Origin of the sequence: Paraburkholderia acidipaludis NBRC 101816 (assembly GCF_000684975.1) — a bacterium.
Lineage (GTDB): Bacteria > Pseudomonadota > Gammaproteobacteria > Burkholderiales > Burkholderiaceae > Paraburkholderia > Paraburkholderia acidipaludis.
Genome location: NZ_BAXZ01000005.1, coordinates 62,804 through 74,934, shown reverse-complemented (window position 1 = coordinate 74,934; position 12,131 = coordinate 62,804). Strand labels below are relative to the sequence as shown.

Genomic DNA, 12,131 nt, shown 5'->3' with positions numbered 1-12,131 from the left:
TCAGGCGGTTGGCTGGCAGCCGCCATTGTAGGGAAAACGGCGGGCGAACGCAGTCGGAGCGGGAAGCCGGCTGCGTCGGGTCAGGCGTTCAGCTTCGCCGCCGCCGCGAAGAACGCCTGGGCGCGCGGATCGAGCACGAGCGCCGCGTTGATGCGGATCCACGGGCTCGTCTCGCCGTGCGGCCGGAAGTGGCTGCCCGGCGACACGGTGACGCCGAAGGCCTCCGCGCAAGTCGCGAGCCGCGTCGAATCCTCCACGTGCGGCACGCGCGCGCAGACGAACTTGCCGCCGAACTTGCCGGTGAAGACGCCGCCGGCCGGCCGGGCGAAGAGCTCCCAGCCGTGATCGTCCAGCGTGCGCGTGGCATTGCCGAGCGCTTCCGCCATGCGCCGCCGCAATCGTTCGAGGTACTTGCGATAGGCGCCGCGCTCAAGCAGCGTGGCGGCCACGGCCTGGGTGAAGCGCGAGCCGCTGATGGTGGTGAGCGCCTTGATGGACGCGAGATCGCGCGTCACCTCGGGGCGGGCGACCACATAACCCACGCGCAGCGAAGACGACAGCGTCTTCGAAAGCCCCGCCACATACACCACATGCTCGAACTGGTCGAGCGCAGCGAGGCGGTCGGTGGGGTCGGCCTGGAAGTCGGCGTAGATGTCGTCCTCGACGATCGTGAAGCGGTGCTCGCGCGCGAGCTGCAGCAGGCGGAAGGCGATGGGCGGCGTGATCGTCGTGCCGGTCGGGTTGTGGAACACGGTGTTGACGAAGTACGCGCGCGGCCGGTGCTCGGCCAGCATCGCATGCAGATGGTCGAGATCCGGGCCGACGGCCGTGCGCCGGATGCCGACGAGCTTCACGCCGTGCAGCTTCAGCAGGCCGTAGAGGTTGTAATAGCCGGGGTCCTCGACGAACACCGTGTCGCCGGGCTTGAGCATGTAGCGGATCAGCAGGTCGAGGCCCTCGCTCGCGCCTTCGGTAATGAGGATCTGCTGCGTGTCGGCGACGATGCCGAGCGGCACGAGCCGGTTGCGCAGATGCTCGCGCAGCGTCGCTTCGCCGAGCGGCGAGCCGTAGTCGACGAGACTCGTCGGGTCCGTGCGCGACACATGGCGGATCGCCTGGCCGATCGCATCGAGGTCGCGCCACGCCTGCGGAATCGATCCGCTGTCGAGCTGCAGCACTTCGCCGGGCCGGTTGAGGGCGGAGAGCAGGTGGCCCGATTCGTCGGCGGCGTTCGCGGGGTCGCAGGTGCCCATGCCGGCCATGCCCGCCTGGGCATGCTCGCTCACGTAGAAGCCCGAGCCGTGCCGCGAGTCGAGATAGCCGAGCGAGACGAGGCGGTCGTAGGCCTCGATCACGGGAAAGCGGCTGATGCGGTAGTCGGCGGCGAACTGGCGGATCGACGGCAGCCGTGCGCCGGGGTGCGCCGAGCGCGAGCGGATCCAGTCCTGCACGCCGAAGACGATCTGGTCGGTGAGCGGGACCTGGCTTGCGCGGTCGAGTTCGAGTTTCATGCGGGCCTCGCGGCTTCTGCCGGCAGCGGGACGACTGTCCGGTTTTTTGACTGCACAGTTCCGAACGAACTGTTCGGAACTGTGCATGGGTTACGGTGGCGCTGACCGCAATAATGCTTCAACCGGGAAGGGCATTCAAGGAGCAAAGCGATGCGCGAAATCCGTGTTTTTGAACTGGAATATCAGGAGCCCGTGCAAACCTGGCGGCTGGCGCAGCCGCTGCAACTGCACGTGACCGAAGGCGAACTGTGGCTGACGATGGACGGCGATTCGAGCGACTACTGGCTGCGCAAGGGCGAATCGCTGGAGCTTGCGGGCGGGGCCGCCGTGCGCCTGAGCGCGGGGCGCGCAGGGGCGCGCTTCATGATGGCGCTGGGCGGGGCGTCGGGGGCGACGCGCCCGGTCGAGGTGCCCGGCTTCGCGGCCACGCTGGCCGGGGCGTTGCGCGGCTGGGCCTCGCGTAGCGGCTGGCGCACGCGGGCAGCCGGGTAGGCCGCGGGCCAGGTCGCCTCCTGCGGCCCGTTTCAGCCTCCTTCGGCAAATTCCCCTACATAGCGCGCGCGAGGACGGATCAGCCGGCCGTCGGCAATCTGCTCCAGCGCGTGCGCAATCCAGCCCGTGACGCGGCCCGCGGCGAATAGCGTGAAGGCGGCGCCGCGCGGCAGTTCGAGCACGCGTTCGATGGCGGCCAGTGCGAAATCGAGGGTCGGGCGCGCGCCCGTGGTCTCGGCCACGGCTTGCGTGAGCGCATCGATCTCGCCCATCGACGAACGTGCCGGCGCGCGCTGCGCAAGCTGATCGAGCAACAGTCGCGCGCGCGGATCGCCCTCCGGATAAAGCGGATGGCCGAAGCCGGGGAGCCGCGCGGCCATGCCATGCTCGTCCGGCGCGAGGCGCTCCGCGAGGAAGCGATGCAGGTCGCCGGCGCGCGCCGCGTCGTCGAAGAGCGCGGCCACGCGCACCGTCTCGCCGCCGTGGCGCGGACCCGCCAGCGCCGCCAGGCCGCTTGCCGCGGCGCCGAACAGATGCATGCCGGTCGAAACGACGCAGCGGACCGTGAACGTCGAGGCATTCAATTCGTGATCGGCGCACAGCACCAGCGCCGCGCGCAGCAATTCGGCCTGCGTGCGCGATCTCAGGCCCCAGGCCGATGCAAGCTGGCGATGCAGCGGCTCGTTCGACGGCGCCGCGGAAATCAGCGCGGCGGCCAGCAGGCGCATCAATATCGAACCGGTGTCGATCTGCGCGTCCCGGCCTTGCGCCCACGCGCGCGGCATCTGCGCGGCGGCGGCCGGCAGCAGCACGAGCGCGCGTTCGACCGGTGCATGCGCGCTCCAGAGCTTGAGCCACGCGGCCCACTGCGCCGCCGTGATGGGGGCGGGCGGCGCCTCCGCGATGCGGCGCGGCGCGCATTCCCACAACAGCGCGGCGACCTCCTCCAGCGTGGCGTGCCGCGCGAGTTCGACGGCGTCGTGGCCGCGGTAGCGCAGCTTGCCGTCGGCGATGAGCGTGATCGACGATTCGAGCACGGGCACGCCCCAGTCCAGCACTTTCTGCGCGACCTTGCCGGCGCGCTTGCCGTCAGCCTTGCGGCGCGCGAGGCGGCGCACCTCGGCGGCGGAGTAGCGGTTCTGCCGGCCGACGGCGGCGGGCGCGGAGGAGAGCAGCCCGCGGCTCACGTAGGCGTAGAGCGTGGCCCGGCTGATGCCGAGCGCGTCGGCGGCCTCGGCCGCGGTCATATAGCTGGACATGGTGGCTCGTGTGGGAAAACCCGAGAAATCAATCTATGTTGATTATATTAATCAAGATTGATCGCTTGTCCACCACGAAACTAGACTCGGTGGCACTTCCCACGAATTCGAAGGAGTGGTCGCCATGACCCCCCGCGACGCGCTCGAACACCTCTGGATGCTGGCCGATTGCGATCCCGCCGCGCTCGACATGTTGCGGATCGAGGGCGAAGACCCGGGACTGCCATCCCTCTTTCGCGTCGGCACGCTGGCGGCAGCGACGATCGGTGCGGCCGGGCTCGCGGCGGCGCAGTTGCATCGCATGCGCAGCGGCGAGGCGCAGCGCGTGATGATCGACGTGCGCCGCGCGCTCGCGGCGTTTCGCAGCGAGCGCTATCTGAGCGTGGAGGGCGGGCCGCCGATCGAGCTGCGTCATCCGGTGACGGGCTACTTCGCGACGCGCGACGGCCGCTGGATCCAGCTCCATGCGAACTTTACCCACCACCTCGAAGGGATTCTGCGCGTGCTCGGCTGCACGGGCGAGCGCGAGACCGTGGCCGCGGCCATCCGCGGCTGGGACGGCGCCGAGCTCGACAGCGCGCTCGCGCAGGCGGGCCTCTGCGCGGCGCTCATCCGGTCGCCGCGCGAGTGGGCCGCGCTCGAGCAGGCCAAGGCCGTTGCGAACCTGCCGCTGTTCGAGATCGAGCGCATTGGCGAGGCGCCGCGCGAGATGCCCAAGGTGGCGAGGGTGCCCACGGCACATCGAGGGCGCGCGGACGAGGCGCTCCCAGTGCGTCCGCTCGAAAGCGTGCGCGTGCTGGACCTCACGCGCATCATCGCGGGGCCGGTGGCGGGCCGCACGCTCGCCTCGCATGGCGCCGACGTGCTGCTCGTGAACGGCGCCCACCTGCCCAATATCGGGCCGCTCGTGATCGACAACGGCCGCGGCAAGCGCTCCGCCACGCTCGATCTGCGCGAGCGCGCGGGATGCGAGACGCTGCGCGAGCTCGTGCGCGACGCCGATGTCTTTCTGCAGTCGTACCGTCCCGGCGCGCTCGCGGCGCGCGGTTTTGGGCCGGAGGAACTGGCGCGCCTGCGGCCCGGCATCGTGTGCGTTTCGGTCAGCGCTTACGGCCATCAAGGGCCGTGGCGCGAGCGGCGCGGCTTCGACAGTCTCGTGCAATCCGCGAGCGGCATCGTCTGGGCGGAGAGCGTGGAAGCCTCGCGCGGCAGCGGTGTCGCGCCGTTCGAGACGCCGCGCCCGCTGCCTTGTCAGGCGCTCGATCATGCAACGGGCTATCTGGCCGCGTTCGGCGCGATGGTGGCGCTCGCGCGCCGAGCGACGGAAGGCGGCAGCTGGCACGTGCGTGTCTCGCTCGCGCAGACGGGGCGCTGGCTGCAGACGATGGGGACGGTGGACGGGGGCCAGCGTGTGCCCGATCCGCATGGGGAGGACGTGGCCGATTGCCTCGAAACCATGGACTCGCCGTTCGGACGTTTGCGGGTGGCGGCGAGCGCCGAGCAGCTCTCGCTCACGCCGGCGCGTTTCGCCAGACCGCCCGTGCCGATCGGCACCGATGCGCCCGCGTGGCCCAGCCAGTCTGCTTGACGCCTACTTGCGCAGTTCCGCGACGAAATCGTAGTAGTCGTTGCGGCAGTAGGTGTCGGTGAGCTCGATGGCGCGCTGGTCGGCCGTATAGCCTACGCGTGTGATGAGCAGGAGCGCCTCGTTGCGCGCGATGCTCATCTGCTGCGCGATTTCTTCGCTCGCATTGACGGCGCGAAAGTGCTGCAGCGCGCGCACGATCGCAAGGCCGCGCTGTTCGAGAAAGCTGTAGAGCGAATCGCCAATCGCGCCGGGATCGGGAATCAGCGCGGCCGGAAAGGTGGAATTTTCCACGGCCATGACGATGCCGTCCGCGAGCCGCAGACGTTTCAGCCGTGTGACAGCGGCCGCGGGCGAGAGGCCGAGCTGGATCACCTCGTCGCGGCTCGCGGGCTGGATTTCGCGCGAGAGCCAGCGCGAGCTGGGCGTGAAACCGCGCTGGCGCAGCATCTCGCTGAAGCTCGTGAGGCGCGAGAGCGGATCTTCGTAGCGCGGCGTGATGAAACTGCCCGCGCCCTGGGTGCGGCGAATCAGCCCCTGTTCGACGAGGAGGGCGATCGCCTTGCGCGCGGTGATGCGCGAGACGCCGAGCGCGTCGGCGAGCACGCGCTCGGACGGCAGCGCCTCGCCGGCGTTCCAGCGATTCTCGTGAATGGCGGTGCTCAGCTTGCGTGCAAGCTGCAGATAGAGCGGCGTATCGTTATCCGGGTCCGGGCGCAGATCGCGCCAGCGGTCTTCCGTGGGTGCGTTCATGGGAAACGGGCATGAAAGGCGAACGGCAATTTTATGACATAGGCGCATCAGTTCGCTAATGGGCGAGTTACGAAGGCGCGCATGATCCGGTGTCGGGCGAAGCGCTACACTGGTTCCTTCCGCGATAATTCGCGTGTTTTCGCGCTCGACCGGTGCTGTTTTTCGCCGCCTTTTGGCGCGTGGCACGGGCGGTTCGGGCGCGGTGCATGGAGCCAGCCAACATGACCATCGAACTCTCCAGCGTCGCACTGCCCGATGGCGAGCGCATTCCCAGGCTCGGCCAGGGCACGTGGGAGATGGGCGAGCGCGCCTCGCGGCGCGGCGAAGAGATTACCGCGCTGCGCGAGGGCATTGCGCTCGGCATGACGCTCATCGACACCGCCGAGATGTACGGTGACGGCGCAACCGAACTGCTGGTCGGCGAGGCCTTGCAGGGCCTGCGCGACGAAGTGTTTCTCGTGAGCAAGGTGTACCCGCACAACGCGAGCCGGCGCGGGGTGCAGACGGCCTGCGAGGCCAGCCTCGAGCGCCTTGGCACCGACCGGCTCGATCTCTATCTGCTGCACTGGCCCGGCGGCGTGCCGCTCGGGGAAACGGTCGAAGGTTTCGAGGCGCTCGTGCGCGCGGGCAAGATTCGCCACTGGGGCGTGAGCAATTTCGATACTAGCGACATGGACGAACTCTTCGCAGTGCCAGGCGGGGAGGCTTGCGCGACGAACCAGATTCTCTACAACGTTGCACGCCGCGGCGCGGAATTCGATCTGCTGCCCTGGAGCGCGGCGCATCGCATGCCGGTGATGGCCTATAGCCCCGTCGATCACGCGCGGCTGCCCAGGCGCTCGCCGCTCGACGACATCGCTCAGGCGCGCGGCGTATCGGTGTATCAGGTTGCGATGGCCTGGGTGTTGCGGCAGCCGGGCGTGTGCGCGATTCCCAAGGCGGCGCGTATCGAACACGTGCGCGACAACCGCGCGGCGCTCGACCTCGTCCTGAGTGCGCAGGACTACGCGGCGCTCGACACGTACTTCAAACCGCCGCGCGGCAAGCGACCGCTCGAAATGCTCTGAGGATGGGCGGCCGACGCGCATTTCGGAGGCTGGTTTCAAAGGCGATTCAAAGACGAAAGCGCGTTGCGAGCAGACAGCAGGGGAAGCCGGCGCCCGGTCCCCGGCGGCGGTTCCCGGCCGGGGGACCGGGAAACCGCCGCCGTTGCCTGGAAAGGCGCGATCGGCCATCGCGCCAATTCGGGGGAGCTGAGGCGGTGCGTGCGCACTGCCGTGCGAGGTCAGTGACCACTGCCGCCGCCGTGGCCACCACCGCCGCCATGGCCGTGCCCGCTGCCGAAACCACCGCCAAAGCCACCGCCGAAACCGCCACCGAAGCCACCCGCGCTGCCGCCGAAGCCGCCGCCGGCTGCGCCTGCCGCTCCTGCCGCGCCACCGCAGCCGCAGCCGCCGGCACTGCCGGAGCTGCCGCCTCCACCTGAATTGCCGCCGCCGCCTGAGTTACCGCCGCCGCCGGAACTGCCGCCACCGGAGCTTCCGCCACCGGAGCTTCCGCCGCCACTGCCCGAGCTTCCGCCACCGCCGCCGGAGCTGCCTCCGCCGTTGCCTCCGCTGCCCGACCCCCCGTGTCCGGAGCTGCCGGAACTCGAACTGCTGCCTGCCGAGCCGCTGGCACCCGCGCCGGCCGCACCCGAGCCCGCGCCGCCACCGCCGCTGTTGCCCGAACCGCCCGACCCACCCGAGCCGCCGCAACCGCCGCGCTTGCCGGCGCAGGTGTCGTCGAATGCGAATACTGCGGCGACGTCAGCGGCCAGCGTGCCGGAACCGGAGGCCGCGTCGGCGTCTACAGCATGGTTCTGGGCGATTTGCGCCGTGGGAGGCGTAGCTTGCGCGCCGCTTGCCGGCAGCGCGGGCGCCGCGCCGATGATCAGCTGCGCGTCGACGTCTTCGCTATCCCCGGCGTGCGCCGCGAGCGTGGGCAGCCATAGTCCCGCACCGATCACGCACGCCGCGGCTCCCCGAATTATCCAATAGTAGTACTGATGAATGGTCGTATTGTTCATTGCTTTCTCCCGGGAGGCAGCGGCGTGTTGCAGCCGTTGCCTCTCGTGCGCCTTATGTCCGGCAGCGTGCGGTTGCGCACACACGCCGCCCCCCCGTCAGGTCGTGACCGCATGGCGCCGGCATGCGCAGCGCAGCCGGCGGGAGAGGTCCGCAGGACATCCGGCCGACGAATCGGCGGACGGCCGGATAGACAGGACTCCTTGCTGGTTGTCGTAGCCCGCGGGGACGGGGCGGCAGAAAACAAGTGCATCGTGCTACCGGCCATCCGCTGGCCTGACGTGACGACCCGCGCTATCACGTCAAGGGCAGCGGCCGGATGCCTGAACACGATATAGCGAGTTCCATGCCATCGGCCGCAGACCCGCCCCGCAGCGCGACTTAACAATGTTTGTAGCGCTTGTGTGCAGGAAAAATCGCTGAAAACGTTTCGACGATGAAACGCGGGTGCGTGGCGCGAGTGTTTTCGTTGCAGATGAGTACGATGCGGCCCGCTTCGGCGTCATTCCTGCGCGGCATGCGCGGCGTCCTGCAGCACGCGCAGCTCGGCGACGGGAATGTGGCAGCGTATGAGATGCCCGTCGCTCGCCGGGGCGAATGGCGGCGCCTCTTCGTCGCAGATCGTGCCGATGCGGCGCGGGCATTGCGTGCAGAACACGCAGCCGGCCGCCGGCGCTCGCGCATCGAACGCCTCGCGTTCACGCAAGGCTCGCGCGGCGAGCAGCGTTTCCGTATACGGATGGCTCGGTGCGTTGAACAGCGCGCCGGTCGGACCGACTTCGACCACCTGGCCCGCGTAGAGGACCATTACGCGATCGGCGAGATAACGCACGACGTCGAGGTCGTGCGAAATGAAGAGATAGCTTACGCGGCGTTCGCGCTGCAGTCGCGCAAGCAGATTCAGGATCGCGGCCTGCACCGAAACGTCGAGTGCCGAGGTCGGTTCGTCGCAGATCACCACGCGCGGCTCGCCCGCGAAGGCCTGCGCGATCGCCACGCGCTGCTTGAGCCCGCCCGAGAGCTGGCGCGAGCGCGCCGTGAGATAACGCAGGGGCACGCGCACCGCGTCGAGCAGCGCCGCGAGCCGCGTCGCGTCGGGGCCGTCCGTTCCCGTGGTGCGGGCGAGTGCCCGGCCGATCAGGCGCTCGACCGGCAGCGCGCGATTGAGCGAGGCATCCGGATGCTGGAACACGAGCCGCAGCGCTTCGAGCTGTTTCCGGCTGCGCCGCCCGACGCGGGCCGGCAAGGTCTCGCCCGCGAGCTCGATGCGCCCGCCCGAGTCGGGCGCGTACAGGCCCAGCAGCAGCTTCGCGAGCGTCGTCTTGCCGCTGCCCGATTCGCCGACGAGGCCGAGCGTCTCGCCCGAGCGCAAGTCGATCGAGACGCCGTCGAGCGCGCGCACGGCCTCGCTGCCCTGCCCGAACGTGCGCGATACGCCGACTGCGCGCAGCACCACCTCGGTTTCGGCAGGGGCGGACGGTGCGCGCGTCGCGGCGGATTCCGCGGGCGGCAGATCCGCGGCGCGTTCGTGATAGTGGCAGCGCGCCATCTGCAGGCCATGCGGCGCGTCCATGCGATGAGGGGGCGGCGCCTGTTCGACGCAGCGCGAGTCGGCAAGGCGGCAGCGCGGCGCATACACGCAGCCGTGCGTCAGCGTGCCGGGCGCGGGCGGTTCGCCCGCAATCGTGTCGAGCGGCCCTTCGTCCTTGCTGCGTCCGCGCGTGGGCAGGCAGCGCAGCAGGCCCACGGTGTACGGATGACGCGCGCGCGCGAAGACGTCGCGCGTATCGCCTTCCTCGACGAGACGCCCCGCATACAGCACGCCGACGCGTTCGCACATCCTGCCGATCACCGCAAGATCGTGGCTGATGAGGAGCACCGCCATGCCGACCTCGGCGCGCAATTGTGCGATCAATGCCAGCACTTCGGCTTCGACGGTGGCGTCGAGTCCGGTGGTCGGTTCGTCGAGAATCAGGAGCGATGGATTCGACGCGAGCGCCATCGCGATCACCACGCGCTGCTGCATCCCGCCGGAAAGCTGATGCGGATAGCTTGCCATCACGCGCGCGGGGTCGGCAATGCGCACGCGCCGGAGCATCTCGGGCGAACGCGCGAGTGCGTCCGCAGGGCTCGCGCCCGCCGCCTCGAAGGCCTCGCTCAGTTGGCGCGCGATCGTGAGCGAGGGATTGAGCGCACCCGCGGGATCCTGATAGACCATCGATACGGCGCCGGCGCGCAAGCGGCGCAGGCCGTTTGCGTCGAGCCCGAGCACGTCGGCGCCGGCGATCGCGATGCGCCCGGCTTTCACGCGGCCATTGCGCGGCAGATAGCGCAGCGCGGCGAGCGCGACCGTCGACTTGCCGCAGCCCGATTCGCCGACGAGCCCATAGGCTTCGCCCGGGCGGATGCGCAGCGAGACATCGGTGAGCACGTCGCGCTCGCGGCCTTTCACGCGATACGCCACCGTGAGGCCGACCAGTGCGAGGGCATCGTCTTTGGCGCCCCCGGTGTTGGGTCGTGCGTTCATGATTCGAGCGCCTCGCGCAGGCTGTCGGCGATCAGGTTCACGGCCACCACGAGCGAGGCGATGGCCAGCGCGTCGAAGGCGACGGTCCACCATGCTCCGCCCGCGAGCAGCGCATACGATTCGGCGAGCGCGAGACCCCAGTCGGCCGAAGGCGGCTGGATGCCGAAGCCGAGGAACGAAAGCGTCGCGACGGCGAAGATCGCGTAGCCGAGCCGGACCGTCGCCTCCACGACGATGGGCGGCCACACGTTCGGCAGGATCTCCGCGAACATCACGTAGGGCGCGCGCTCGCCGCGCAGGCGCGCCGCCGCGACGTAGTCGAGGTGCCGCTCGGCCAGCACGGCGGCGCGCACGGTGCGCGCGATCAGCGGTGCGAAAGTGAGGCCGATCACGAGGATCACTGCCAGGTTCGAGGCGCCCACGGCCGCGAGCACCATCAGCGCCACGATCACGAGCGGCAACGCGAGCACCCCATCGAGCATGCGCGCTATGAGGCTGCCCGCGAACCCTTCGAAGTAGCCCGTGACGAGGCCGAGCGCGGTGCCTGCGAGGGTGCCCGCGAGCGTGGCGAGCGGCGCGATCGTGAGGATGTCGCGCGCGCCCGCGATCACGCGCGAGCAGATGTCGCGGCCCAACTGGTCGGTGCCGCACCAGTGCGTATGATCGGGCGGCATGAGCGAGCTGAGCGGGTCGGACGCATACGGATCGAACGGCGCGAGCCATTGCCCCGCGAGCGCGCACGCGATCCATCCCAGCACGATCAGCGTGCCCGCGACGAACGCCGGGGAGCGCAGCAACTCGCGCAGGAGACCGAAGCGTCCGGCGGCGTGATCGGGCGGCGCGAGCGAGGGTTCGGTGACGGTGTCGTTCATGCGTGTCCTGTCGTGCGCAGTCGCGGATCGAGCAGCGCGTGCAGCGCATCGGCGCCGAGGTTGGCGAGCGTGTAGACCGCGCCGATGGCCAGCACGCCGGCTTCCAGCAGCGGAAAATCCTTCGCTCTCGCGGCGTTGTAGATCAGCGAGCCGATGCCGGGATAGCGGAACAGCGTTTCCACGACGACGAGCCCGCCGATCAGATAGCCGAGCTGCGTCGCCGCGACGGTGACGGTGGGCAGAAGGGCGTTGCGCAGCACATGCCGCATGATCACGACACGGCGGGGCAGGCCTTTGAGGATCGCGGTGCGTGTGTAGTCGGCGTCGAGTGCGCCCAGCATGCCCGCGCGCGTCATGCGCGCGAGATAGCCGAAGAAGACGAAGACCAGCGGCAGCACCGGCAGCAGCAGATGCCGCAGCGCTTCGAGCACGCCGGCGCCGGGCGGCGCCACGGCTTCGATAGGCAGCCAGCGCAGCCATACGCCGAACACGAGGATCAGCACGATCGCCGAAACGAATTCGGGCACGGCGCTCGCACACAGGCCAAGCGTGCTGATCGCGCGGTCGAGCCAGCGGCCCGCGTGCAGCGCGGCCCAGACGCCGCCGCCGATGCCGAGCGGCACGACCACGACGAACGCGAAGAGGCCGAGCTTTGCCGACTGCAACAGCGCCGCGCCCACGAACGGCGCGACCGGCTGGCGGTAGCTCCACGACATGCCGAAGTCGCCGCGCAGCGCGTGCGCAATCCAGACGAGGTACTGCTCGATCGCGGGGCGATCCGCGCCGAGCTGATGATCGAGGGCCGCGACGGCGCGCGCGTCGGCGAGCGGTCCAAGTATCGCGCGGCCGATGTCGCCGGGCAGCAGCTGGCCGCCCGCGAACACCAGGACGGAAAGCAGCCACAGCGTAAAGATCGCCCAGCCCGCGCGGCGCGCGAAAAAGCGCAGCGCGCCCGTGGCGCGCGAGGCGCGGGTCGCCGTGAGCGGCGAACGAGGCGATCGGGGCGGACTCGTCAACTGCGTAGCCATCGGACTCCAGATGCGGTCGGCGCGAGGCGCCGTGGGCG

Annotated in this window: 10 protein-coding genes; 3 read left to right on the top strand and 7 right to left on the bottom strand. The window is 69.9% G+C overall.

Going from position 1 to position 12,131, the window contains the following annotated elements; translation table 11 throughout:
* Positions 1 to 80 precede the first annotated feature (80 nt).
* A complete protein-coding gene (locus BAC01S_RS07325) occupies positions 81 to 1,511 on the bottom strand; it encodes an aminotransferase-like domain-containing protein (protein WP_027794168.1) in 1,431 nt (476 codons plus the stop codon).
* 150 nt (positions 1,512 to 1,661) lie between these two features.
* Here BAC01S_RS07325 and BAC01S_RS07320 point away from each other — a divergent pair, with 150 nt between their 5' ends.
* Positions 1,662 to 2,003 (top strand): DUF2917 domain-containing protein, encoded by a 342-nt coding sequence (locus tag BAC01S_RS07320; protein ID WP_027794167.1) that lies wholly within the window; start codon positions 1,662 to 1,664, stop codon positions 2,001 to 2,003.
* 32 nt (positions 2,004 to 2,035) lie between these two features.
* Here BAC01S_RS07320 and BAC01S_RS07315 read toward each other — a convergent pair whose 3' ends face one another.
* Positions 2,036 to 3,262: a citrate synthase family protein gene (locus tag BAC01S_RS07315; protein WP_027794166.1), complete on the bottom strand. Its 1,227-nt coding sequence runs from the start codon at positions 3,260 to 3,262 to the stop codon at positions 2,036 to 2,038.
* A 124-nt stretch (positions 3,263 to 3,386) separates the two neighbouring features.
* Between BAC01S_RS07315 and BAC01S_RS07310 the strand changes: the two genes are divergently transcribed.
* Positions 3,387 to 4,850, top strand: a complete 1,464-nt coding sequence (locus BAC01S_RS07310) for a CoA transferase (RefSeq protein ID WP_027794165.1) — start codon at positions 3,387 to 3,389, stop codon at positions 4,848 to 4,850.
* 3 nt (positions 4,851 to 4,853) lie between these two features.
* Here the strand turns inward: BAC01S_RS07310 and BAC01S_RS07305 are convergent, their stop codons facing one another.
* Entirely contained in the window at positions 4,854 to 5,600 is a 747-nt protein-coding gene (locus BAC01S_RS07305) for a GntR family transcriptional regulator (protein ID WP_027794164.1), read from the bottom strand.
* A 221-nt stretch (positions 5,601 to 5,821) separates the two neighbouring features.
* Between BAC01S_RS07305 and BAC01S_RS07300 the strand changes: the two genes are divergently transcribed.
* Positions 5,822 to 6,667 carry an aldo/keto reductase gene (locus BAC01S_RS07300; RefSeq protein ID WP_027794163.1) on the top strand — a complete coding sequence of 282 codons (846 nt, stop codon included), beginning with the start codon at positions 5,822 to 5,824 and terminating at the stop codon, positions 6,665 to 6,667.
* Positions 6,668 to 6,885: 218 nt separating this feature from the next.
* On the opposite strand, the gene BAC01S_RS07295 is transcribed toward BAC01S_RS07300, so the two are convergent.
* The 4 genes from BAC01S_RS07295 to BAC01S_RS07275 form a co-directional block, all read right to left on the bottom strand.
* Positions 6,886 to 7,668 (bottom strand): hypothetical protein, encoded by a 783-nt coding sequence (locus BAC01S_RS07295; RefSeq protein WP_027794162.1) that lies wholly within the window; start codon positions 7,666 to 7,668, stop codon positions 6,886 to 6,888.
* A gap of 500 nt (positions 7,669 to 8,168) precedes the next feature.
* The gene (locus BAC01S_RS07285) at positions 8,169 to 10,193 is read right to left on the bottom strand and encodes a dipeptide ABC transporter ATP-binding protein (RefSeq protein WP_043201541.1); all 2,025 of its coding nucleotides are present in this window, start codon (positions 10,191 to 10,193) and stop codon (positions 8,169 to 8,171) included.
* The gene (locus tag BAC01S_RS07280; protein ID WP_027794160.1) at positions 10,190 to 11,065 is read right to left on the bottom strand and encodes an ABC transporter permease; all 876 of its coding nucleotides are present in this window, start codon (positions 11,063 to 11,065) and stop codon (positions 10,190 to 10,192) included. Before BAC01S_RS07280 ends, BAC01S_RS07285 begins: the two co-directional genes overlap by 4 nt.
* Positions 11,062 to 12,093, bottom strand: coding sequence for an ABC transporter permease (locus BAC01S_RS07275; RefSeq protein WP_027794159.1), 1,032 nt, complete (start codon positions 12,091 to 12,093; stop codon positions 11,062 to 11,064). The genes BAC01S_RS07280 and BAC01S_RS07275 overlap by 4 nt, the downstream gene beginning before the upstream one ends.
* Positions 12,094 to 12,131: the final 38 nt, after the last annotated feature.